Annotated in this window: 19 protein-coding genes; 13 read left to right on the top strand and 6 right to left on the bottom strand. The window is 64.5% G+C overall.

Going from position 1 to position 23,041, the window contains the following annotated elements; all coding sequences use genetic code 11:
* Window positions 1–112 precede the first annotated feature (112 nt).
* On the bottom strand, window positions 113–1,327 hold the full coding sequence (locus ACS8Y6_RS15235; RefSeq protein WP_440851234.1) for a toxic anion resistance protein: 1,215 nt from the start codon (window positions 1,325–1,327) through the stop codon (window positions 113–115).
* On the bottom strand, window positions 1,311–2,252 hold the full coding sequence (locus ACS8Y6_RS15230; RefSeq protein WP_440855931.1) for a cobyrinic acid a,c-diamide synthase: 942 nt from the start codon (window positions 2,250–2,252) through the stop codon (window positions 1,311–1,313). Before ACS8Y6_RS15230 ends, ACS8Y6_RS15235 begins: the two co-directional genes overlap by 17 nt.
* Before the next feature lie 451 nt (window positions 2,253–2,703).
* Between ACS8Y6_RS15230 and ACS8Y6_RS15225 the strand changes: the two genes are divergently transcribed.
* Window positions 2,704–3,402 carry a type 1 glutamine amidotransferase domain-containing protein gene (locus ACS8Y6_RS15225; RefSeq protein ID WP_440851236.1) on the top strand — a complete coding sequence of 233 codons (699 nt, stop codon included), beginning with the start codon at window positions 2,704–2,706 and terminating at the stop codon, window positions 3,400–3,402.
* 110 nt (window positions 3,403–3,512) lie between these two features.
* Here the strand turns inward: ACS8Y6_RS15225 and ACS8Y6_RS15220 are convergent, their stop codons facing one another.
* Complete coding sequence (locus tag ACS8Y6_RS15220; protein ID WP_440851237.1) at window positions 3,513–3,998, bottom strand: glutathione peroxidase; 486 nt, start codon at window positions 3,996–3,998, stop codon at window positions 3,513–3,515.
* A gap of 483 nt (window positions 3,999–4,481) precedes the next feature.
* Between ACS8Y6_RS15220 and ACS8Y6_RS15215 the strand changes: the two genes are divergently transcribed.
* The 6 genes from ACS8Y6_RS15215 to ACS8Y6_RS15190 all read left to right on the top strand — a co-directional run bounded on the left by ACS8Y6_RS15215 (window position 4,482) and on the right by ACS8Y6_RS15190 (window position 10,987).
* On the top strand, window positions 4,482–5,822 hold the full coding sequence (locus tag ACS8Y6_RS15215) for a diguanylate cyclase domain-containing protein (protein WP_440855930.1): 1,341 nt from the start codon (window positions 4,482–4,484) through the stop codon (window positions 5,820–5,822).
* A gap of 335 nt (window positions 5,823–6,157) precedes the next feature.
* Window positions 6,158–7,222, top strand: coding sequence for a hypothetical protein (locus ACS8Y6_RS15210; RefSeq protein ID WP_440851239.1), 1,065 nt, complete (start codon window positions 6,158–6,160; stop codon window positions 7,220–7,222).
* Between the two features lie 463 nt (window positions 7,223–7,685).
* Window positions 7,686–8,495, top strand: coding sequence for a polyphosphate kinase 2 (gene ppk2, locus ACS8Y6_RS15205; protein ID WP_440851240.1), 810 nt, complete (start codon window positions 7,686–7,688; stop codon window positions 8,493–8,495).
* A 176-nt stretch (window positions 8,496–8,671) separates the two neighbouring features.
* Window positions 8,672–9,706: an anion permease gene (locus ACS8Y6_RS15200; RefSeq protein ID WP_440851241.1), complete on the top strand. Its 1,035-nt coding sequence runs from the start codon at window positions 8,672–8,674 to the stop codon at window positions 9,704–9,706.
* Window positions 9,707–9,724: 18 nt separating this feature from the next.
* Window positions 9,725–10,477 carry a DUF47 domain-containing protein gene (locus ACS8Y6_RS15195; protein WP_440851242.1) on the top strand — a complete coding sequence of 251 codons (753 nt, stop codon included), beginning with the start codon at window positions 9,725–9,727 and terminating at the stop codon, window positions 10,475–10,477.
* A gap of 84 nt (window positions 10,478–10,561) precedes the next feature.
* Window positions 10,562–10,987, top strand: a complete 426-nt coding sequence (locus tag ACS8Y6_RS15190; RefSeq protein ID WP_440851243.1) for a VOC family protein — start codon at window positions 10,562–10,564, stop codon at window positions 10,985–10,987.
* Window positions 10,988–11,575: 588 nt separating this feature from the next.
* Here ACS8Y6_RS15190 and ACS8Y6_RS15185 read toward each other — a convergent pair.
* Window positions 11,576–12,328, bottom strand: a complete 753-nt coding sequence (locus ACS8Y6_RS15185; protein WP_440851244.1) for a sulfite exporter TauE/SafE family protein — start codon at window positions 12,326–12,328, stop codon at window positions 11,576–11,578.
* A 149-nt stretch (window positions 12,329–12,477) separates the two neighbouring features.
* A complete protein-coding gene (gene ilvD / locus ACS8Y6_RS15180) occupies window positions 12,478–14,328 on the bottom strand; it encodes a dihydroxy-acid dehydratase (protein ID WP_440851245.1) in 1,851 nt (616 codons plus the stop codon).
* 100 nt (window positions 14,329–14,428) lie between these two features.
* Here ilvD and ACS8Y6_RS15175 point away from each other — a divergent pair, with 100 nt between their 5' ends.
* From ACS8Y6_RS15175 to ACS8Y6_RS15150, 6 genes are all read left to right on the top strand, one after another.
* Entirely contained in the window at window positions 14,429–15,343 is a 915-nt protein-coding gene (locus ACS8Y6_RS15175; protein WP_440851246.1) for a LysR family transcriptional regulator, read from the top strand.
* 312 nt (window positions 15,344–15,655) lie between these two features.
* Complete coding sequence (locus tag ACS8Y6_RS15170) at window positions 15,656–16,717, top strand: ferredoxin reductase (protein WP_440855929.1); 1,062 nt, start codon at window positions 15,656–15,658, stop codon at window positions 16,715–16,717.
* Between the two features lie 64 nt (window positions 16,718–16,781).
* Window positions 16,782–17,885: a fatty acid desaturase family protein gene (locus ACS8Y6_RS15165; RefSeq protein WP_440855928.1), complete on the top strand. Its 1,104-nt coding sequence runs from the start codon at window positions 16,782–16,784 to the stop codon at window positions 17,883–17,885.
* Window positions 17,886–18,197: 312 nt separating this feature from the next.
* The gene (locus tag ACS8Y6_RS15160) at window positions 18,198–19,271 is read left to right on the top strand and encodes an NAD(P)-dependent alcohol dehydrogenase (protein ID WP_440851249.1); all 1,074 of its coding nucleotides are present in this window, start codon (window positions 18,198–18,200) and stop codon (window positions 19,269–19,271) included.
* 275 nt (window positions 19,272–19,546) lie between these two features.
* The gene (locus ACS8Y6_RS15155; RefSeq protein WP_440855927.1) at window positions 19,547–20,902 is read left to right on the top strand and encodes an MFS transporter; all 1,356 of its coding nucleotides are present in this window, start codon (window positions 19,547–19,549) and stop codon (window positions 20,900–20,902) included.
* A gap of 119 nt (window positions 20,903–21,021) precedes the next feature.
* Entirely contained in the window at window positions 21,022–22,158 is a 1,137-nt protein-coding gene (locus tag ACS8Y6_RS15150; protein ID WP_440855926.1) for a glutathione S-transferase family protein, read from the top strand.
* A gap of 191 nt (window positions 22,159–22,349) precedes the next feature.
* Here ACS8Y6_RS15150 and ACS8Y6_RS15145 read toward each other — a convergent pair whose 3' ends face one another.
* Window positions 22,350–22,937, bottom strand: coding sequence for a hemerythrin domain-containing protein (locus tag ACS8Y6_RS15145; RefSeq protein ID WP_440855925.1), 588 nt, complete (start codon window positions 22,935–22,937; stop codon window positions 22,350–22,352).
* Window positions 22,938–23,041: the final 104 nt, after the last annotated feature.

Genomic DNA, 23,041 nt, shown 5'->3' with positions numbered 1-23,041 from the left:
GGCCCTGCCCTGGCCCGCGACGTACTCGGCATCGCCGGCCTTTGTCGGCGCGAAGCCGGCCAGCGGCGCCGATTCGGAACGCGCGGCGCACGGAGCGGCCCGATGACAGCGACTACACGGCGTTCTCGGCGCGGGCCGCGGCGTTGCCGCGATCGAGTTCGTCGATCGCCTGCTTGCCACGCTGGCCGATGTCCTCGAGCCGCCGGATCTGTTCGTCGAGCTTCGGCAGCGCTTCACGCCGGTAACGCGAGACTTCGTCGATGGCGCCGATGACATCAGCAAAGGCGTTTTCGAGCTGCGCCGTGTCCAGCATGGCCGAGGCACTGCGGTTCTGGATGTCCACACCCTGCGAGCGCAGCTGTTTCGCCGTGCCGGCGATCATGTCCGAGGTGGTCTGGTTGAGCGATTCGATACGGTCCAGCACGAGCCGCTGGTTGGCCAGTGCCAGCGCCGTCGTGACCGCCACGTTGAGCGCCGAAACCGTGACGTTGAGCGCGCGATCCACCCCGCGCATCAGTTCCCGGTTGTTGCGGATGACCACCTCGAGCGCGAGCACGCCCTGCTGGCTGACGGTGAGTTGCTGCTGCAGGTCGACGATGCGCTGGCGCAGGGGAAACAGCAGCTCCTCCTCGATGAACCGGCGCTTGGCGTTGTCCTCGGACAGTTCCTCGGACGCGGCTTTCAGGCGCCGGTCGATGAGTCGGCCGAGCTCGATCTGGCGCTGGAGCTGGCCGAGTGTTTCACGCAGCGCATCCTGATCGTCGGCCAGCGTGAGGTTGTCCCGGCGCAGCATATCCTTACCGGATTCGAGGTCGCGGATAATGGCATCGATGGCTTCCTGTGCGGTCTCGAACTTCTGGAAATAACGCGCCAGGCGATTACCGACACCGGGGATGAACGAAAAAGTACGCGCAAGCCGGCCATCGGCGAGCTTGTGGCGATTGGGGTTCAACGCTTCCATACGCGTGCGCAGCCCGACCAGTGCCTGGGCGACCGGCCCGCCGTCGCGCCCGTGCCCGGCGAGCTGGCGGATCGGCGTGTCGAGCATGGCGCTGCGGTGGGCGGCCTGACGCTGCACCTCGGCGCCCATCCCGTCCACCGCTTCGCGCTTGGCCTGCGCGCTCGCGGCTTCGGCCTCGTCCATGGCCAGCACATCCGCCACGAACGCATCCGCGGTGCGCGCCAACTCGGGGTCCTCGGCCTCGGCTTCCGGGCGCGGCCGACTTTCCGATTCGATTTCGCTGGCGATCTCGTCGACCGGCAGCGACAGGCTCAGCGGGCTGCGCGGCGCATGCGCGCCACGGTCTCGATCAGGTGTTGTGTCCATAGCGCTCTGCCTTGTCGATGAAGCGTTTGAGATCGTTGAGCGCCTGCTCGGCGCCAACTTCGGCCCGCGGCCGGTCGGTGTTCACCCGCGACATCACCACCACTGCGTTGTCCAGTGTGGTCAGTGCGGTTTCGTTGGTCGCCGCCCGTTCGGCCAGGCGGCGCTCGGTGTCGGCCACCAGATCGAGCCGGCGTTGCAGCGCGTCGCGTTCATCGGCGACGCCGCGCGGGCCCATTTCGGCCAGGCGCCGGCGCACATAGGCGGCATCGATACCGGCCACGCCGGCCGCCAGCGCGCCCATGGCGCGCAGGTTATCCGCCGCCGTCAGCCCAACCTGCACCACCATGGCCCGCGAGCGATCGAAGGTCACCTCGCGTGCATCGAATTTATCCGCCAGCACGTCGAGCACGCGGGTGTAGCGCGTATACACACGATCGGCATGACCGGCCAGATCGGCGCGCCGGGCGTGGAGCAGCGCCCGCTTGGCGCCACACAGGGCCAGCACGACGTCGTCGGCGTCCGCCGGCGGCGCGGCCGGATCCAGTTCGGCAACGCCCGCCTCGCGCCGGGCGCGCTCGGCATCGGCGCGTTGCTCGCGGGCCCGGGCTTGTGCCACCGCCTGACGCCGTCTTGCCTCGCGCCGGGCGCGCCAACGGCGCCAACCGCGTTCCGCCGGGATCTCCACCGCCAGCGCCGCCAACCCGGCAACCCAGCCGAGAAAGCTCGGCGAGAAGCCGCCCCAGAGCGAGGTCAGCCACAGCACGAACGCCAGAAACGGAACACCGAAGACATAACGCAGGATGACGCGCCAGCGCGTTGGCGGCTCGGCGGGTACGGCAAGTCGCGGATCGAGCATGCCGGCGAGAAACCACGGCAGACAGGACAAAAACAGCCCGTATGCAAACCCCTGAAGAAAATCGAACATGTCGTGTAGTTTAGGCCCTCGTATCGCACCGCGACAGGCGCCGGCGCCCCATCGCAACCAGCCGTTTCAGAGCCTGCAGCAATAGGCTCCCAGTCGCGGATATGGGGGCATACCCAGCCGCGCGCAAACCACCGGCCGACGCGCACCCGGCCGGGACATGTCTGCTGACATTGCGGGGTAACAGCCACGGTTTATCAAACCCGTGACACTGACGTTTGAGCCATATGGCGGCGCAGATCGAGCCCCGAAGTCCTGCCCTGAGGGAGCGGCCGGTGCGGCAATCATCATGCCGGCCATGCCCTCGCCCGCATCCGAGGCCGGGATCGACCAAGCCACGCCAAACCGAACCGGCCAGGGCCGCTTCGGTTGATTCTGCGGCGATCGACGCCATCTCTTGAGCGTTGTCTTTCACGACCCGGTGGTTGTCCGGGCCGAACCAGTGGAGCATTCCATGGCGAACACAGAACAATCGATCAAACCCGTACTCGTCGTGATGACCAGTCACGGCACCAAGGGCGAATCGGGCGATCCGACCGGTTTCTTTCTCGGCGAGGTGACCCACCCCGTGTCGGTGCTCGATGCGGCGGATATCCCCGTGGCCTTCGCCTCGATCCAGGGCGGCGAGCCGCCGGTCGACGGCTTCGACCTCGACGACGAGACCAACCGGCGCTACTGGGACAATCCCATGTTTCGGGCGGCGATCCGCAGTACGCAAAAGCTGGCGGACGTGAATCCGTCCGACTATTCGGCGATTTTCTTCGCCGGTGGCCACGGCGCGATGTGGGATTTCCCGGGCAACCCGGCGGTCAACGACAAGACCCGCGCGATCTATGAGGCGGGCGGCGTCGTCGGCGCGGTCTGCCACGGGCCGGCGGCGCTGGTGGACGTGACGCTCGGCGATGGTCGCCATCTGGTCGATGGCCGGCGCGTGAGCGCATTCACCGACGCCGAGGAAAAAGCGGTCGGGCTGGAGACCGTCGTACCGTTCCTGTTGGCCAGCCGGCTGGTCGAGCGCGGCGCGGTGCATGAGCCGGCCGACGACTGGGCGACTCAGGTGGTCGTCGACGGTCGACTGGTCACCGGGCAGAACCCCCAGTCGGCCACCGGCGTGGGCGAGGCCCTGCGGGATCTGCTGAAGGCTGCTCGATAGCCCGTTGAGGCGACCCCGCCGGCAATTCGCCAGCGGGGCCGTTATTCGGTGCGGGCCGTTTCGCCACGCGGCTGGCGCGGCGAAACGTCACTGTGGATCGAGTGATCGTTTCATCGATTGCCGGCCAACAACTCTTTTATGTCGTGTTCGATCTTTTCCGGCTTGTCGGTAGGCGCATAACGCTCACGTACATCGCCGTCACGATCGACCAGAAACTTGGTGAAATTCCATTTGATCCGCCGGCCGAGCAAACCCCGTCGCTCGGCTTTGAGGTGCCGATACAAAGGATGCGCGTTGGATCCGTTGACATCGATCTTGGCGAATAGCGGAAACGTGATGTCGTAGCGTGTTGCGCAGAAATTCCGGATTTCGGATGCACCACCCGGCTCCTGTTGCCCGAACTGGTTGCAGGGGAAACCGAGTACGGCGAGACCGTCGTCGGCGTAGCGCCGGTAGAGCGCCTCCAGGCCGGCGTACTGCGGGGTGAAGCCGCATTCGCTGGCAACATTGACGATAAGCATAATGCAGCCACGGTAGGTATCGAGCTGAATACGCCGACCGTCGATGGTGGCGACCTGGATGTCGTAAATGGACATGACTGGTTCTCGCGCCGAATTGAGACAGGCCGCCCGGGCGTCGACGGCTCGAAGCCCGGATAAAATCCCGCTTACCGCACCGGTTGGCCTCGCAGATGCACCAGCCTAGCACTGCCGGCCGGGCGATCCACGCCGGGCCCGGCCAACGCGCCAGATTATGCGAATTCGGGCCGCGCGGCGCGCAACAATGCCGCGCCGATGGATAGGATTGTGGACCAACTCAGGGGTCGTGAGTGCGCCGCACCGCACGGCCCCGTTCATCGAAAACCCAGGCCGGCAATCTTCACCGGAGCGGCGCCGCGGGTTAAGCTGGAGGCGCACCGCTCAATGGTCCGCGTTCGATCATATCGTTCCGGGGGATGGGTTTGACCGTTTGCAGAGTACCCGCTGCTCGCGGCCCGGAGCGATTCATCGCGCCGTTCGTCGTGGCTACATCGCACCCCATGTGCTGCCTTCGGCACACACGGCAGGACTGATTTTGTCATGCCGCATAAACGTTCGGGGTGTGAAGCCGGCGTGATGAACTATTCCGATTTGCTGCTGGATGCCTTATGCATCGTGGACGCGCAGGGATGCATCGTATCGGCGAGCCCGGCATGTGAGCGGATCTTCGGCTATACCCCCGCGGAGCTGGCAGGGCGCCAGATACTGGATCTGGTGATCCCCGAAGACCGCGAGCGCACCCGTGAAATCGCGCAGCGGATCATGAACGGGGCCCTCCAGCCCCATTTCGAAAACCGCTACCGGCGCAAGGATGGCAGCATCGCGCATATCATGTGGTCGGCGCGCTGGTCGGAAGCGGACCAGGTGCGCGTGGGGCTGGCGCGGGACATCACCCAACTCAAGCAGGCCGAGTCGCGCCAGACAGCGATTTACGCGATTTCGGAGGCGGCGCATGCTGCGGGTGATCTGACCGACCTGTTACGCCGCATACACGCAATCATCGACGAACTGCTCGGCACGCCCAACTTTCTCGTCGCCCTGTACGACGCCGAGGATGACAGCGTGACCTTCCCGTATCATGTCGACGAACCCGAATCGGCAGCGCCGATCGGGCCACTGGCGCCCGATTCGCTGATCGCTGAAGTGATTCGCAGCGGCAGGGAATTGCTGGTCACCCCGGACTTGCGGGCCGGGCTGCCGGCGCACCTTCAGGCCGCCGCCGAGTGCGAAGCACGTTACTGGCTGGGCGTGCCGCTGGCGGCAAGCCAGGGGCCCATCGGCGTACTCGTGATCAAGAGCCATGGCGATAGCAGTATCTACGGCGACACCGAACGGGCATTGCTGCAATTCGTCTCGACGCAGATCGCGAGCGCCATCGAACGTAAACAGATGCTGGACCGCATGCAACGCATGGCGCAATACGACCCGCTCACCGGCCTGGTCAGCCGCGGATTCTTCCATGAGCGCTTCAAGACATTGCTCGGTGCGGCCTGCAACGGCGGTCGAAACATGGCACTGCTGTATCTCGATCTCGATCGCTTCAAGCCCATCAACGATCTTCACGGCCACGGCGCGGGCGACCGTGTGCTTCGTCTGGCTGCCAAACGCCTGCTGCGCTGCGTGCGCGAATCGGATATTGTCGCCCGCTATGGCGGGGACGAGTTCGTGGTGCTGCTGCGCGGGAGCGACCACGTCGACCAGGCCGAGAGCGTGGCGGGCGCCATTCGCCGTGTGCTCAGCCAGCCGTTTTTCCTGGGCGGCAAGCGGGTGACGCTCGGTGTCAGCATCGGGATCGCCATTTACCCGCAGCACGGCCCGAACGAGCAGTCGCTATTGAATCACGCCGATGCCGCGATGTACCGCGACAAGAAAGCGCGCTGAGCCACAAGCAGACTCTCCTTCACGCCGCCCATGCGCGTCGATCGCGCATGGGCTCGTGTTGCGTGATCGGCGCCCAATGCGTCCATCGGCGACCGCCACGACAGCGTCACGCGTGTTGTGCCGGCGCGCAGGCCTTCTGATATATCCGGCCAGACATCCGGGCGCAACACGGGATATCGCAGCCTGAAACGTGGCATCGCATCTTCGCAGGTTTAAATGTAACTACCATATAACTGCCGTATTTTCAGTTTATTGCGTCTTTTTTTTGTTACATCGCGCACACCCATGGCTGAGATAATCGCGAAAATTGATAATCGACTTTTCCTCGGGTAAAAATGAACCGCGACCAGTCCCTGGCGCAGGCCGCCTGCATGGACGCCGATACGACGAGTCAGCACACCGCCGCCACGGACGCGAGCGGGCCACCATCCGAACCGGTACTGTATCTGCATATCGGTCTGCCCAAGGCGGCCAGTTCGTATCTGCACGGCAACGTCTTCCCCCACCTCATGCCCGGGCAGTATTTGATGCCGGGGGCGCAAAACGCCAGGCTCCCGGCCTATCGCTATCGCCGCAATCGCTACGGGGTTCGCCGATTCTCCGATGCATTTCAAAAGGACCCCGGGTTCTGGCGCGACCACGGCGACGCCTTTCTGCAGCAATTCCTGTCGCCCTTTCTCAAACAGGGGCGCGCGCAACGATCGGTGCTGATCTCCGAGGAGGCGATCACGCGGCTCAATCATTTCGGCATCCGCGCCATGCCGGATGCGTTCGAACGCGGACGGTTGCGCGACAATCTCGCGGCATTCGACCAGGGAGCGCGCCGACTGGGTTTCGCGCGCGTTCGCATCCTGCTGATGATTCGGCGCCAGGATCTGCTGCTGGCCTCAAGCTATGTGCAGTTGTCCCGCAAGATCATCGGCGCATCGCAACAAGACTTCGAACGCCGGGTCGCGCGTCTGCTCACCGGCCGACCGGCCGGCGCGGGGAACATGTTCTATCCGATGGAGTATGCAACGCTGCACGAATGCCTGACCCGCGTGCTGCCAGCGGAGGACGTGTGCTTCCTGCCGATTGAGCGCATGGCGAGCGCCTTTGACGAATTCGCCCACACGGTTCGGCGATTTCTGAATGCGCCGGCGATCGACACGGAACTCAACCGGCGCCCTTCCAATACCCGTTCGATGGGGCGCGACCGTTGGGCGCTACGGCCACTGCTGGCATTCAAGTCGCCGCGTGGGGAGTTCGAAATCACCATACCCCCCAGGCTGACCGGGCGCGGTTCCGCGATTGAACTGCGGGCCGATACCGCCGAAACCATCCGGCGACACTATGCCGAGGGCAATCGCCGAATCGCCGACGCCCTCGCCCTGGATCTGGGCGCCTACGGCTACTATTAGTCCGGCACAAAAATAGATGATTTTTTGGGTTAATAGCGCGCGTATGCGACCGCATGCTCGCCACGGCCATTGGCCGCGAAGCCTCTGAAAATAAAAGACGGACAGGCGCCGGCTTTTATTTTTGAAGGCGTTGAAAACAGCGGATGAAGTCAGCTGTTTTGATGCCGGATTAATATTGAGGCCGCATCGCCCGCGCCCGGTCGCGACGACCGGGCAACGCACTGACATCCGCCGGCAGATAAGGCGGCCCTTGTCACGGGCGCGGGGCCGTCGCGCGAGGCCGAAAATGCCCAGTGACCCATATCCGGCCACCGGGTAAGACCGGCCCTGCGGGCTATTCGGTGCCGGGGTGAGTCGCGCCGGGAAGACGTCGATGCGGCGCGTCGCTTATGATCGAACCTGACGGCCAGCGCACACGGCATTCGTGATACCGCGCACAACGCGCCGTGAAGGGAGCGAGTTCGTGAGCACAAAGCATTCTCCGGCCCGACCGACCGCACCGGCGGTCGCGGCGATCCCCAAGAAAGAGTACAAGCACACGCTGCGCCGCCTGCAGATTGAACTGGTGAAGTTGCAACGCCACTTCATTCGCTACCACGACAAGATTCTGGTTATCTTTGAGGGCCGCGATGCCGCGGGCAAGGACGGCACCATCAAGCGCATCGTCCAGCACCTGAGCCCGCGGGAGACGCGCGTTGTCGCGCTGGGGCGCCCGTCGGAGGCCGATCGCAGTGCCTGGTATTTTCAGCGTTACGTGGCACATCTGCCGATCGCCGAAGAATTCGTTCTGTTCAACCGCAGCTGGTACAACCGGTCGGGTGTCGAGACAGTGATGGGGTTCTGTGACGACGACCAGTACGAGGAATTCATGGCCACGGTCATCGATTTCGAGCACATGCTGGTCCGCTCGGGAATCAAACTTTTCAAATACTATCTTGATATCAGTCAGGCCGAGCAGACTGAACGCCTGGACGAGCGTCGCCGGGACCCGCTCAAACAGTGGAAGATCAGCCCGATCGACGCCGAGGCAGTCCGGCACTGGGACGCCTATAGCCAGGCGCGCAATGAAATGTTCGCGCGCACCCATGCGCCGCTGACGCCGTGGACCGTTGTTCGGGCTGACCGCAAGCGGGTGACGCGCCTCAATGTCATCAAGGATCTGCTGCTGCGACTGGACTACGACGGCAAGGATGAAAGCCTGGTTCTACCCAATCCCGATGTGGTGTTCACCTACGATGAAGCGTGCCTGAAAAACGGCATGATCGCGGCCTGATGCCCCGCAAGCAAGCCGCCATCGCTCGCCAAACCCGCCGTGTTGCGAACTGAGAACGCCAAGGCTTGCGCGGCACTGGCGCGCCGGCGGGCGCGCTGTCGCCAATCGCGGCCCGGATGTCGACCCGACGCGCTCCCCGTCGCCCCGAGCCGGCCGGTTATCCGCCACAGGAGCCCATGACAACGCTCGCGATACTCCTGGTCGCCGGTATTGCCGTGGTACTCGCCTTCGATTTCACCAACGGCTTCAACGATGCCGCCAACATGGTCGCGACCCTGGTGGCGTCGCGGGCGATGACGCCGCTGCAGGCCGTTATCCTGGTGGGCCTGTTTACATTCGCCGGCCCGATCGTCGCCGGCACCGCGGTGGCCGATACGATCGGCGGGTTCGTCGACCTCGGCGGCCTGCCGCGCTCGCTCGGTGTCCTCGTGGTCGTCTGCGGCGTCCTGGGAGCGGTGGTATGGAACGTCATCATCTGGTGGTGGGCGATGCCGTCGTCATCCACGCACGCCCTGGTCGGGAGTCTGGTCGGTGCGGTTTGGGTCAGCACCGGCGCCGGCGCGGTCAACTGGGGCATGGACGCATTGGCACACGGCCAGATGATGGGGGTGACCAAGGTCTTGTTGTCCCTGCTGCTGTCACCGCCGGCCGGTTTCCTCATCGGCTGGCTTGTTCATCGGCTGATGCGATTTCTGCTGCGGGCCGCACATCCCTCGGTCAATCGACGACTACGCCAGGGCCAATGGCTGACGGCCGCAGCGCTGGCTTTCTCGCATGGCGCCAACGACGCCCAGAAAGGCATGGGCATCATTACGTTGCTGCTGGTGCTGGCCGGCGTGTTGCCGGCGTTTCGGGTGCCGGTCTGGGTAATCGCGCTGAGCGCATCGTGCATGACCCTGGGCACGGTCCTCGGCGGCTGGCGAATCGTGCGCACCGTCGGTTTCGGCATCTACAAGCTGCGCCCCATCCACGGCCTGGACGCCCAGATGACGTCCTCCGCGGTGGTGTTCGGCGCGTCGTTGTTCGGCGGGCCGGTGTCGACGACACACGTGGTGAATTCGTCGATCATGGGCATCGGCGCGTCGGAGCACGTGCGCCGGGTACACTGGCTCAAGGCACGCGAAATCGTGCTTACCTGGGTAATCACCCTGCCGGGCGCGGCGCTCGCTGGCGCCAGCGTATGCTGGCTGGCATTGACGGTTATACATTGAGCGCAACGACATACGATCATGGGCAATGATACGGAATCTCGGACCCGCCGTTGGTTGGCGCGCATTTTCCCGCGCACCCCGGATTTCTATGCCCGGCTGAATGCCCAATGCGACCTTGCCGTGGCCGCAACCGAAGTCTTCGTCACCTACATGCAAGGCGCCGATGAAGACGTCGCCCGGCGTGTGCTCGCCCTGGAAAAGCAAGGTGACACGCTCAAGGCCGACAACATGACCACCCTGCATCGCGCATTTGCCACCCCCATCGATCGCGAGGATGTGTACCGCTCGATTGCCGCGATCGATGAGATCCTCAACTATGCCAAGGCAACGGTTCAGGAAATGCGCGTGCTCCAGCTCGAGCCGGACGAACACACTCGTGCCATGGCCGATCTGATGCACCGCGGTGCACTGGCGCTGCAGCAGGGCTTTGCCTGCCTTGCCGATGACCCGCTGACGGCCGAGCAGCATGCCGACGCGGCTCGAAAAACCGAGCGTGCCACCGAAAAAGTCTATCGCCGCGCTCTCGGTGAGTTGTTCGACGCCGAGCACTACCGAGCAACCCTGACACCGGAACAACAACGCAGCGCCGACGCGCTGGCGGTTCTGACCGGCGAGTTGAATGCGCGGGAAACATCGGCCGTGAGCTCGGCGGTCGGCTTCGTTCTGGAAATCCTCAAACGCCGCGAGGTGTATCGGCACATGTCCAACGGCGCGGACCGCGTGGCCCGAGCCGGGGAAGTGCTTCACGACATCGTAGCCAAGATCGCCTGAGCGCGCCGATCGACGCATGTGTTCTCGTGTCGCGCCCCTGACTTGCGGCTACACTCAGAGGCCCAGTCAACTCGAGGCGGCAACATGGCGCTCTCCCCCTTTCACCTGGCGATACCGGTTCACGACCTGCCCGCCGCGCGCCGTTTCTATGGCGAGACCTTCGGCCTGAGCGAGGGCCGGTCCAGCGATCAGTGGGTGGATTTCGACTTCTATGGCCACCAGCTCGTGATTCACGAGCACCCGAAGACGCCCGCCCAGGCACACGCCCATACCAATGCCGTCGACGGCCACGACGTGCCGGTGCCCCACTTCGGCATCGTGCTCGAATGGGCCGAATGGGAAGCGCTGGCCGAACGATTGCGCGCGCTCGGCACCGAGTTCGTGATCGAGCCGTATATCCGCTTCAAGGGCGAGCCCGGCGAACAGGCGACGATGTTCCTGTTCGACCCCTGCGGCAATGCGCTCGAATTCAAGGCGTTCAAGGATCGCGGCCAGCTTTTCGCGACATAGACCGGCCCGGTAATCCAGGATCGACAGGAGATGCCTACCCGGCCCGGCCTGTGCGCGCCCAGCGCGGCGATGCCGCAACGCAGGAAAACCCCGCAGTCAGCGGCTGAAAAAATCACGCCCCAGGTTGGGCACGATCTGATCGATACGCTGCAAGGCCGCTCGCGCAGCCTATTGCTGCGCCCTCTCGTGCTCCAAGCGAGCCGATCGGACGTTGCGCGGCAACTGCTGTTTTCTCGCCGGTAGTTGTTGTTTTCCACCGATTCGATCGGCCAGCCTTTCGATAGGTCGCACCCAGAGCCAGCGCAACGGTGGTCGTGGTCCGGCTGGCCAAACGCAGGCGTGCCAGCCCCGGAGCGGACGTCACGAACCCGTCCCAATAAGCGGTCAACCTTCGTTGCGGCACCCGTATCCTTCAAACCCCAGAAAGGGTCGATGGCATCGGGAACGACACGGCCTCACACCCCAGTCGCCGCGGTTTGGCCACCCATTCGCCGATGCGACGTTGCAAGTCTGCATCTCCGGCAGGCGACGACCGCATCGTTCGGGGCCGGGCCGCGGAATCCTGTCGTTGGACGCCGGGTGTCACACTCAGGCGAGCGTTGGGTGCAGCAGCATCCAGCCGCCCTTGCCCAGCAGGATGATCGATAGCAGAAACAGCATGGTTTCGATCACCCGCCGATAACTGCTCTCGGAGAGTACGAGCGAGATCGCACGCCCGATACGGGTGCCGACGATCCCGGTCGCGGCCAGCGCCAGCGTGGTCTGCCAGTTCAGGTCGTGCAGATTACCGATTTCCCAGTACGCCGGCAACTTGGCCAGATTGCAGGCCGCGAACGCGATCGCGATGGTTCCGGCGAATTTCAGTTTCGGCAGCCGTTGCGGCAGGAGATAAGCCTGCGCCGGCGGCCCACCGGAATGGGTGATGAAGCTGGTGATCCCGGTGATGGTGCCCCAGAACACACCGGGCAACACGCGGGCTTCGGTCCGCTCGGCCACGCCGCGCCGGAGCCAGGTGCGCAGGCAGTACCACAGACCGATCAGGCCGGTGACGATCAACAACAGACTTTCCGGCGTATACGGCGTGACCACCGTGGCGACAGCAACCCCGAGCAGCATGGACGGAATCAGGATCACGAGATTCCGGCCCGAGTACTCGTGCCGGTACAGCCACACCGCGACCCAGTCGGTAACGATGTACACCGGCAACAAGAGCGCCGCAGCATGGATCGGGTTCATGAACAGCGACAGCATCGGCACCGAGATCGCCGCCGCCGAGGCCAACCCGCCCTTGGACATGCCCACGACCAGGGCTGCGATCAGCAACAGGACCGTCTGTTCCATGAATTTCCCTTCCGGCACACACCACGCAAGTCGCGCATTGTGCGCGCAAACGCCGGCTCGGAGCGACCCGCCGGCGGGCAGCGGTACCCTGCTCGCATTGAAGCCGGCCGGTCTCGGCGCTCTGGGGTCGAGACCATGGCCGCTTGTATCTACAACGTAATCTGGCTGACGTCGCGTACCGCACCTTTCGACGCGTTGGTCGCCAGGGCAGCGTAGGCCTTGAGCGCCGGTGAGACCTTGCGCAGACGGTTGCGCGGTTTCCAGGCGCCCGCGCCCTGCTCTTCCATCGCCTGGCGCCGAGCCGCCAGCGTGGTGTCGTCGACCTGGAGTTCGATCGTGCGATTGGGGATGTCGATGGCGATGGCGTCGCCGGTCTCGACCAGACCGATCAGCCCGCCTTCGGCGGCCTCCGGTGAGACGTGGCCGATCGACAGGCCCGAAGTACCTCCGGAAAAACGGCCGTCGGTAATCAGCGCGCAAGCCTTGCCGAGCCCCCTGGATTTTAGATAACTCGTCGGATACAGCATTTCCTGCATGCCGGGGCCGCCCTTCGGGCCTTCGTAGCGAATGACGACCACCTCGCCCGCGGCGACTTCGTTGCACAGAATGCCGGCCACGGCCGCATCCTGGCTTTCATAGACACGAGCCGCGCCGGTGAAGCTGAGGATCGAGTCATCCACGCCGGCGGTCTTGACGATACAGCCCTCGGGCGCGAGGTTACCGAACAGCACGGCGAGCCCGCCGTCGGCGGAAAACGGATGATCCGCCGAACGGATGACGCCGGTCTCGCGGTCGGTGTCCAGCGTTTCCCAGCGGGTCGACTGGCTGAATGCGGTCTGGGTCGGGATGCCGCCGGGGCCCGCGCGATACAGCTTGCGCACCGCCTCGTCTTCGGTGCGCATGATGTCCCACTGCGCGAGGGCGGCGCCCAGGGTCGGCGAATGGATGGTTGGCCGCGACGTATCCAGCAGGCCGGCGCGGTCGAGCTCGCCGAGGATGGCCATGATGCCGCCGGCGCGATGCACGTCTTCCATATGTACGTCGGCCTTGGCCGGGGCGACCTTGCATAGGCACGGCACGCGACGCGAGAGTGCGTCGATCTCGGCAATGGAGAAATCCACTTCGCCTTCCCGGGCCGCGGCCAGCAGATGCAGGACGGTGTTGGTCGACCCGCCCATGGCGATATCCAGGCTCATGGCGTTTTCGAACGCGGCACGTGTGGCGATGCCGCGGGGCAAGGCGCTTTCGTCGTCGTGTTCGTAATAACGGCGCGCCAGATCCACGATGGTCCGACCGGCGTTGCGGAACAACGCCTCGCGATCGCTGTGGGTGGCCAGCACCGAGCCGTTGCCGGGCAGCGCCAGGCCGAGCGCCTCGGTCAGACAGTTCATGGAGTTGGCAGTGAACATGCCCGAACAGGAGCCGCACGTGGGGCAGGCAGAGCGCTCGATGGTCGCGACGTCCTCGTCGCTGTAGCTGTCGTCGGCCGCGACCACCATGGCATCGACCAGGTCGAAGGAACGACTGCTCCCCTTGATGACGGCCTTGCCCGCTTCCATCGGCCCGCCGGAGACGAACACGGTGGGGATATTCAGCCGCATGGCGGCCATGAGCATGCCGGGCGTGATCTTGTCGCAATTGGAAATGCACACCAGCGCATCGGCGCAGTGCGCGTTGACCATGTATTCCACGCTGTCGGCGATCAACTCGCGCGACGGCAACGAATACAGCATGCCGTTGTGGCCCATGGCGATGCCGTCGTCCACCGCGATGGTATTGAATTCCTTGGCCACGCCGCCGGCTTCGGCGATTTCCCCGGCGACCAGTTGGCCCAGATCTTTCAGGTGCACATGCCCCGGCACGAACTGGGTGAAGCTGTTGGCGATGGCAATGATCGGCTTGCCGAAATCGTCGTCGCCCATGCCGGTCGCGCGCCAGAGGGCGCGGGCACCGGCCATGTTGCGGCCGTGGGTACTGGTTCGGGATCGATAGACGGGCATGATGTTCCTCCGGTTCATCGCACCCGGCCATGCTATTTTCCGCTCGTCGGTTTTTGAAATATATTATTTATGCTTTATTAAGTCGCACAGGATATGACAGATGGATTTGCGACGGCTCAGGCATTTCGTGGCGGTTGCCCAGACGTTGCATTTCGGCAAGGCGGCCGAGCGGCTGCATATGACGCAGCCGCCGCTCAGCCAGTCGATCCGCGCGCTCGAACGCGAACTCGGGGCTGCACTGTTCATGCGCACCAAACGGTCCGTGGCGCTGACGCCTTTCGGCGAGGCATGGCTGGAGCCCGTGCGCAGGGCGCTGGCGGCGGTGGACGCGCTGCCGGAAACCGCGCGTCGCATCCGGCGCGGCGAAACGGGCCGCTTGAACCTCGCGTTCGTCAGCACCGCCGATTACAGCCTGTTGCCGGCTCTGGTCCAGCGTTTCCGCACGCTCTACCCCAACGTCGACCTGGCGCTGACCGAAGCCACCAGCGATGTACAGATCACGGCTCTGATGGGCGGCGAGATCCATGCCGGCATACTCATCCCGCCCGCGCATGCCGCGCTGCCGGGCCGGCTGGCTTATCGCCGGCTCATGTCGGAGCCGTTGATGGCGGCCGTGCCTGAGCAATGGCTCGCCAATGGGCGGCTGATGCTGACCCGGGGACAGCTTTCGCCGGAGGCCGTGGTCACGTCGCCGTTGATCGTGTTTCCGCGCCAGGTCGCGCCGTCGTTCCACGACCTGGTGACGAACTATTATCTGGAGTGCGGCGGCCCGGCCGATATCGCCCAGCACGCAATTCAGATGCAGACCATCATCAGCCTCGTCTCCGCCGGCATGGGTATCGCGCTGGTACCGGAGTCGCTGCGCCATCTGGCCCGCACCGGTATTCGTTATGTGCCGCTTGCCTGCCATCCGCCACAACTGGACACTGGCGTTGCCTGGCGGCGCGATGATCCGAGCGCCACACTCGCCAACCTGCTCCAGGTATTGGATCGAGCCGACAACACCAGCGACTGAACCCGCCCTTACCGCTTGCCCGGCCCGGCATGCGGTCGCCGCGGTCAATCAAGCTGGCGTGCAGGCCAGCCGGGGCCCGATCGATCGCGGGCGCAACGTGGCCGGATTTCAACCATTCGGCGGGCGCGGTTTCGGTACGGCCGGCTGCCGTGACCGGAGCCCGCAAGGCCTCAAACGGGCGCGTGCCGGCATTGCGGCGGCTGTCATCCGGCGCGCGCGGCAGCTCGATGTCGCCGCCCTCGTAACGCGCATTGACGCGGCACGACATTGCGCTTAATGTGCACATGTGTACACACACATGACGCAAAACCCTTGAATCCGATCGTCAAGCGGATGCTCGGCAGTGCGCTGGCCCGGGGCCTCGCCCATCCGTCCTCGGTGGACGACTACCTGGCGCTGATCGACGATCGGTTATCGCTGGCCGAGCCGCGCGGACGCGTCGTGCACGCCGTGCGCCAGACGCGCGACAGCGTCACGCTTGCGATCGAGCCGAACAGCAATTGGCGTGGCCATCACGCCGGTCAGCACGTATTGGTCGGCCTGACGCTGGACGGCGTGCGCCACAGCCGCTGTTTTTCTATCGCCAGCGCTCCGGGCGACCCGTTGATCGAAATCACCGTCAAGCGAAACGGCGCCGGCCGCGTCAGCAACCATCTGGTGGACCACGCGCAGCGCGGCCAGTTGCTGTATCTGAGCCCGGCCGAAGGCGATTTCTGTCCGCCGTCGCAGGCGCCGGCCAGGGCGCTGTTGTTGAGTGCCGGCAGCGGCATCACCCCGGTGATGAGTGTGCTGCGGACATGGCTTTCACACGGCGCGTCGACCGACATTGTCTTTCTGCATTACGCCCGCGCGCCGGTCGACATGATCTATGCGGACGAACTCGAGGCATTGGCGGCCGAGCACGCGCGGCTGCAGTCGATTACCGTATTTACCGGCGCCGGCGGCGCGCGACTCGATGGCGCCGCACTGGATGCCCGGGTGCCGGATCTGGCCGAGCGCGAGACCTGGCTCTGCGGGCCGGCCGGTTTCATGGATACCGCCGAAACCCTGATCGCCGCACGTTCGAGCGCGCCGTTGCATCGCGAGCAGTTCGCGGCCAGCCGACGGGCCAGCGCACACGGCCAGGGGGCGGTGCAGTTCCTGAAAAGCGATATCGCGGCATCGGGCGAACACGGCTCGCTGCTGGAAATCGCGGAGCGCGCCGGTCTGTCGCCGCCGTATGGCTGTCGAATGGGCATATGCCACGCCTGTAAATGTCGTATCGCCGAGGGCACGGTGCGGGATCTGCGCACCGATCGCGTCCGGCAGGTGCGCGACACCGATCTCCAGCTTTGTATCCACGCCGCCGCGGGCGACGTGGCGATCGATTTCTGATCCGCCAATATTTCTTCTCACATTTTCACCACGGAACGCCCGGCGCGTTCGGGGACACTTTGTCATGAGCAAGCCCACCCATCTGAGCGAGGCCGACCTGGGCGCGTTCGGTCAGGCGCTAGACCAGATTCGCGATGACGTCATGAGCGATCTCGGCGAGCGCGACGCGCGTTACATCCTTCGCGTGCTACGAACCCAGCGTGCCAGCGAGGTCGCGGGCCGCGCGCTGCTGTTCGCCGGCCTGTTGCCGCCGGCCTGGCTGGCGGGGACCTCGTTGCTGGCGCTGTCGAAAATCCTCGAGAACATGGAGATCGGGCACAACGTCATGCACGGACAGTGGGACTGGATGAACGATCCGGCCCTGGATTCGGCCACCTACGAATGGGACAACACCTGCCCGTCGGCACAGTGGAAGCACTCGCACAACTACGTGCACCACACGTTCACCAATATCGTCGATCTGGACCGCGATCTCGGCTACACCCTGTTGCGTGTGAGCGAAGATCAGGCGTGGGCGCCACGATTCCTGGCCCAGCCCGGCATCGCGCTGCTGCTGGCGGCGTTCTTCCAGTGGGGCGTGGCGCTGCACGACCTGGAGTTCGAGCGCCTGGGCCGCGACAAGAGCTGGAAGGACATGCGCGCCCAGGCCGGCCAGATCCTCGCCAAGGTGCGCGGCCAGTTGCTCAAGGACTACCTGCTGTTCCCGGCTCTGGCGGGCCCGCTGTTCGCGCCGGTTCTGGCGGGTAATCTCTCGGCCAATTTCACACGCAATATCTGGTCGTTTCTGATCATCTTCTGCGGACATTTCACCGACGAAGTCGAGATGTACGACCGCGCCGAAGCCACCGACGAGAGCCGTGGGCAATGGTATCTGCGGCAATTGCTGGGCTCGTCCAACCTGACGGGCTCGGTACCGTTTCATGTGCTGTCCGGCCATTTGAGCTATCAGATCGAGCATCACCTGTTTCCCGATATGCCCTCGCATCGCTATCGCGAGATCGCCCCGCGGGTCCAGGCGCTCTGCGCAGAGTACGGCATCAACTACAACACGGGCTCGCTGGCACGCCAGGCCGGTGGTGTGGCACGACGCATTCTGCGCATGTCCTTGCCCGGACGTCGCCGCCGGCGCGTGACAAACACAGCCGCCGACGTCGCCGACGCGGCTTGATGCGATAACACGAGCGATGGCCGGGCAAGCCCGCGTCCACTGTGCGCTGGCAGGGACAGTCCGACCGGCTCGGGCTGATGCCCTGTAACGTAAGTTTCCGCGCCGCCGCCCGCGTGATGTTGCGCCAGACAGGACGCGCGGCGACGGGCTGTAACCCCCGGGATGCTGCGACTGGGCGCCACGCCGCGTGGCCGCTACTGCCGCCCGATCATGGCGCGAGATGACGCAGATCAACATGCGGCGGGCGCAATCGCGCGCATCGTGTACTCCCTGTCGGCGTGTTTGCCGATTACAGACCCGGAGTCGCCCGCCATGAGCCAGATGAAAGCCGCCGTATTTGTCGAACCCGGCCGTATCGTACTCGAAGACAAGCCGATCCCCGACATTGGCCCGCTCGATGCGTTGATACGCATCACGACGACCACGATATGCGGCACCGACGTACATATTCTCAAGGGTGAATACCCGGTCGCCCGCGGACTGACGATCGGCCATGAACCGGTGGGCGTGATCGAGAAACTCGGGGCCCAGGTGACCGGCTATACCGAAGGCCAGCGGGTCATCGCCGGTGCAATCACGCCCGATGGTACGAGCTATGCCTCGTTGGATGGCTGTCATTCGCAATGCGGCTGCGGCGCGCCGCATGGCTGGAAGACGATGGGCGGCTGGCGTTTCGGCAATACCATCGACGGCTGCCAGGCCGAATACGTCCGCGTACCGGATGCCATGGCGAATCTGGCGCCGATTCCCGACGACCTCACCGACGAGCAGGTCCTGATGTGCCCGGACATCATGTCAACCGGCTTTTCCGGCGCGGAAAGCGGCAGGATTCGCATCGGCGATACCGTGGCGATATTCGCCCAGGGCCCGATCGGGCTTTGTGCCACGGCGGGCGCACGTCTGCAGGGCGCCACGCGAATCATCGTGGTGGACACGGTGCCGGAACGGCTGGCCGTCGCCCGTCGCCTCGGCGCCGACACGGTGATCGACTTCAACCAGGACGATCCGATCGAGACCATCCGCTCGCTGACCGATGGCCGCGGCGTGGATGTGGCCATCGAAGCGCTGGGCACACAGAACACCTTCGAGTCTGCCCTCAGCGTGCTTCGCCCCGGCGGTACATTGTCCAGCCTCGGCGTGTACTCCCAGGATCTGACCATCCCTCTGGGCGCATTCAGTGCCGGTCTGGGCGATAACCGCATCGTGACCACGCTCTGCCCCGGCGGCAAGGAACGCATGCGCCGCCTGCTCAACGTGGTGGCGTCGGGACGCGTCGACCTGGCGCCACTGGTCACGCATCGCTACAAGCTGGATGACATCGAGGCGGCCTACGATCTCTTCGCGCATCAGCAGGATGGCGTGCTCAAGATCGCCATCACCCCTTAGCGCCTATTCCGATCGCGCGGCGTGAGCGGCGGCGCTCGCCCGGGCCGGGGTCGATACCACGCGCCGGGCGCCTTTTGCAGTGCGCGCCCGGCACGCCGTCATGACGCGACGGCGCAAGCGACTCGCCGCGACCGCCGACAGGTCCGGGGCCAGGCAACGGACAGAACGGGCGACTGCAGCCGGCAGATGCGTCCGAATCAACCACCACGTCGCCACCCGCTGATATCTTGTACGTGATCCATTCATCACGTTAGATACCAACACGGGAACAGGACATGAGTCAGGCACAGGCAGCGCAGGGTGCGCCCGCGGCCACCCACTACCGCTGGGTGGTGGTCGCACTTCTTTTCGCCATCATCATCATCAACTATATCGATCGCTCCGCGATCTCCTATGCGATCGGACCGATGGCGAAGGAACTCGGCATTGGCGATTCACAGCGCGGTCTGGTGCTCGGGGCGTTCGGCATCGGTTATGCGTTGACCACCTTCCTTGGCGGCATACTGGTCGATCGCTTCGGCCCGCGCATCGTTCTGGCGATCTCGGTCGCGCTTTGGGTCGTCTCGATCGGCGGCACCGGCCTGGTCCAGGGTTTCACGCTGGCCCTGGTCGCTCGGGCCGCGCTGGGTTTGGCCGAGGGCCCGATGTTTCCCGGCATGACCGGCGCAATCAGCCGCTGGTTGTCGCCGCGCGAACGCGGCCGGGCGATGGGTTCCTCGCTGACGGCCGTACCGGTCTCGCTGGCCATCGGCGCACCGGTGGTCTCCAGCCTGATCGCGTGGCTGGGCTGGCGCGGCATGTTCTTCGTGCTGGCCGTAATCAGCTTACTTTGGCTGCCGTTGTGGTGGCTGCTGTTCCGCGACCGGCCGGAACAATCCGGCTTCGTCAACGAAGCCGAGTTGAAAGAGATACGCCGCCTGGGCGAGCACAGCAATTCGGCGACCGACGAGAACGACGACACCGCGCCCGCCGAGGCCGACGGTGCCACCTCGACCTCCTGGCGCCGTTTGATGACCAATCCGACCTTGCTGGCGAACTACTGGGCTTTTTTCGTTTTCGGTTATTTTCTGTTTTTCTTCATGACCTGGCTCCCCGGTTACCTGGAAAAGGTCTTTAACCTGAGCGTATCGGCGGTCGGCTGGTTTTCGGTCGTTCCGTGGGCCGCGGCCGCGGTGGTGCTGTTCAGCCTCGGGCATGTTTCCGATCGCCTGCTTAAACGCAGCCGCCGCCTCCGACCGGCCCGGAGTTATCTGATCGCCGGAACGCAGGCCATTGCGGCGGTCGCCATCCTGCCGGTCGCGTTCTCATCCAGTCTGACCTTGTCACTCATTCTGATCACCATCGCGCTGGCGGCTTCGATGGGCGCCAACTCCGCCTATTACGCCGTGAATGTCGATATCGCGCCCGATCGCTCGGCGACTGCGCTCGGCATCATGGATTTCGGCTTCGCGATTGCCGGCTTCCTGGCACCTGCCATCACCGGGTGGGTGGTCGGCAGCCAGGGCAGCTTCGCCGATGCATTCTTCCTGTTGACCGCATTGGCGGTATCGTCGGTCATCCTGACACTGCTGTTCCACCGACCGGATGCGCACGCCATCGGTCACCCCTACGCGGCCGATCGCAAGCGCTGATTCGCTCCGCACCCGGGCGCCCGAACGGGTACGGCCGCCAGCCTGGCCGTGCCCGTTCGGACGGGCGTATCCGGGCTTTCACGGCAGGCCTGCCCCCTCGCAAGACGCACGGACCCGATATGGCAAAGAATGATTCCGCATACACGCTCTATGGCACGGCGTTTTCACTTTATACCGGGAAGGCGCGGGCCTACCTGCGATACAAGGGGCTCGCCTACCGCGAGCGCCTGTCGACATTACGGGTGTACAAACGAATCATCGTGCCGAAGACCGGTGTGGCCTTCATACCGGTGGTCGAAACGCCGGAGGGCCGATTCATTCAGGATACGACCGCCATCATCGATACCATCGAGGCCCGCGAACCGGCACGCTCGGTATACCCGCCAACCCCTAAACAGCGTTTGACCGCGCTGCTGCTCGAGCTATACGCCGACGAATGGCTATTGATTCCGGCCATGCACTATCGCTGGAATTATCCCCGCCAGAACCGGAAATTCCTGCTGGCCGAGTTTGGCCGCGTTGCCCTGCCCTGGGCGCCAGCCTTTCTCCGCCGCCTGATCGCCAGCCGCCATGCCGACCGGTTCGCCGGGATGCTGCCCGCGCTCGGCATCCATCCCGAAACCGTGCCGGCGATCGAGCACAGCTATGAAGCGTTGCTGGATGACCTGGAAACCCATTTCTCCGCGCACCGCTATGCATTGGGGGACCGCGCCTCCCTCGCCGATTTCGGCCTGATCGCGCCGCTCTACGCCCATTTGTACCGCGACCCCGCACCGGGCCGGCTGATGCGCCAACGGGCACCCGCGGTGGCTCGCTGGGTCGAGCGCATGTTCGACTTCAACCCACCCTGCGGGACCTGGATGCCAGGCGACGCGATTCCGAAAACGCTCTTGCCCATCCTGCGCCGGCAATTCGCTGAACAGTTTCCCGTGCTTCGGGATACCGTGGCCACGGTGGCCGCGTGGGCGCAGGCCCATCCCGGGGAACGATTGCCACGGCGAATCGGCAGCCATCGTTTCAGGTTGAATGGCACTGAAGCCGAGCGCGCCCTCATGCCCTATCCGCAATGGATGCTGCAACGGGCCATCGATTTCTATGCCTCATTGGCGCCGGCCGAGCGTGCACCGGTCGACGACTTGCTGCGTGAAACCGGCGGTCTCGAAGCGCTGTCGATGGACATCCCGACCCGATTGCGGCGCGAGAATAATCGTCTCGTGGCGGCGCCCGGCCCGGGCCAGACGGCGACCAACCCCTGACGACGTCCCCGGCCGCCCTTCAGAATCGTCGTAGCGGAAGCATCAGTCGGGTGCTTGGCCTTTGATTATATACGACACTCAGCTGACTGAATAAGAAGGGCATTTTGTCCGCAAATGTACGCGAATGAGCGCAAATAAAAATAACATATCGGTCGCCAAATAATGTGACCGCTCCCCCGGGTGTTCAGGCGCTACCGCAACGGCTGCTCGGTATGTTCGAGCATGGCGGGGATCACCAGATCCTCTTCGTCGGTCAGATGCTGGCCGAGCAATGTGAGCAATCGATCGGCACCCGCAATATAGTCGTCGGCGGCAAAGCGCCCCGCATCCTCACCCCGCGCCAGGGCCTGCATGAACGCCCTTGCGCTGTCCGCGACACGTAACACCGCTGCGTGGATGATTTCGTGATCGTTCTCGAGCAAGTCGAAGCCGAGCCGCATACGCCTGTCCAGGGCACGGAAACGCGGAAAATAATGCCCATCCTCGATATGGTGGTGTCCCTCGAGATGCTGCAGGTAACGGCCGAGCCGGGGCATGAATGAACGTTGGAACGCGCTGGCGCCCCCGCTTTCGCCTTCCCGGAACTCGCGGGTCATGCGCTGCAAGGCACCGCCTTGTGCGCGCAGGCTGTCATGAACCTCAAGCCAGAACGCGGCAAGCTCGCCGTAATTCCCATGCACCTGCCATCGCGATTTCGGGTAATGCTCGCGAAGGAAGGCAATCCTCGGCGGGAGCGTTTCGCGGTTGGGAAGTCTGAGTGCCTCGGATATATCGTGCATGCAGCTCGTCTCCGACACCTGAACAAAACTGATGACCCCGCGAGCCATCGTAAGCGATCCACAAACCCCATCATTCACAGGCGGCCAGGTTCATGGCTAAATCC

It is taken from the genome of Salinisphaera sp. RV14 (assembly GCF_052044135.1).
Taxonomy (GTDB): Bacteria; Pseudomonadota; Gammaproteobacteria; order Nevskiales; family Salinisphaeraceae; genus Salinisphaera.
Note: the sequence above shows the minus strand (reverse complement) of the source record. Positions and strands in the feature narration are given on the sequence as shown.

Excerpts from the sequence above, each read along its gene's own strand:
- ACS8Y6_RS15160 (WP_440851249.1), top strand. The coding sequence starts at position 18,198 with ATGAGCCAGATGAAAGCCGCCGTATTTGTCGAACCCGGCCGTATCGTA.
- ACS8Y6_RS15230 (WP_440855931.1), bottom strand. The coding sequence starts at position 2,252 with ATGTTCGATTTTCTTCAGGGGTTTGCATACGGGCTGTTTTTGTCCTGT.
- ACS8Y6_RS15215 (WP_440855930.1), top strand. The coding sequence starts at position 4,482 with ATGCCGCATAAACGTTCGGGGTGTGAAGCCGGCGTGATGAACTATTCC.
- ACS8Y6_RS15165 (WP_440855928.1), top strand. The coding sequence starts at position 16,782 with ATGAGCAAGCCCACCCATCTGAGCGAGGCCGACCTGGGCGCGTTCGGT.
- ACS8Y6_RS15185 (WP_440851244.1), bottom strand. The coding sequence starts at position 12,328 with ATGGAACAGACGGTCCTGTTGCTGATCGCAGCCCTGGTCGTGGGCATG.
- ACS8Y6_RS15195 (WP_440851242.1), top strand. The coding sequence starts at position 9,725 with ATGGGCAATGATACGGAATCTCGGACCCGCCGTTGGTTGGCGCGCATT.
- ilvD (WP_440851245.1), bottom strand. The coding sequence starts at position 14,328 with ATGCCCGTCTATCGATCCCGAACCAGTACCCACGGCCGCAACATGGCC.
- ACS8Y6_RS15190 (WP_440851243.1), top strand. The coding sequence starts at position 10,562 with ATGGCGCTCTCCCCCTTTCACCTGGCGATACCGGTTCACGACCTGCCC.
- ACS8Y6_RS15175 (WP_440851246.1), top strand. The coding sequence starts at position 14,429 with ATGGATTTGCGACGGCTCAGGCATTTCGTGGCGGTTGCCCAGACGTTG.
- ACS8Y6_RS15210 (WP_440851239.1), top strand. The coding sequence starts at position 6,158 with ATGAACCGCGACCAGTCCCTGGCGCAGGCCGCCTGCATGGACGCCGAT.
- ACS8Y6_RS15150 (WP_440855926.1), top strand. The coding sequence starts at position 21,022 with ATGGCAAAGAATGATTCCGCATACACGCTCTATGGCACGGCGTTTTCA.
- ACS8Y6_RS15200 (WP_440851241.1), top strand. The coding sequence starts at position 8,672 with ATGACAACGCTCGCGATACTCCTGGTCGCCGGTATTGCCGTGGTACTC.
- ACS8Y6_RS15225 (WP_440851236.1), top strand. The coding sequence starts at position 2,704 with ATGGCGAACACAGAACAATCGATCAAACCCGTACTCGTCGTGATGACC.
- ACS8Y6_RS15235 (WP_440851234.1), bottom strand. The coding sequence starts at position 1,327 with ATGGACACAACACCTGATCGAGACCGTGGCGCGCATGCGCCGCGCAGC.
- ACS8Y6_RS15155 (WP_440855927.1), top strand. The coding sequence starts at position 19,547 with ATGAGTCAGGCACAGGCAGCGCAGGGTGCGCCCGCGGCCACCCACTAC.
- ACS8Y6_RS15220 (WP_440851237.1), bottom strand. The coding sequence starts at position 3,998 with ATGTCCATTTACGACATCCAGGTCGCCACCATCGACGGTCGGCGTATT.
- ACS8Y6_RS15145 (WP_440855925.1), bottom strand. The coding sequence starts at position 22,937 with ATGCACGATATATCCGAGGCACTCAGACTTCCCAACCGCGAAACGCTC.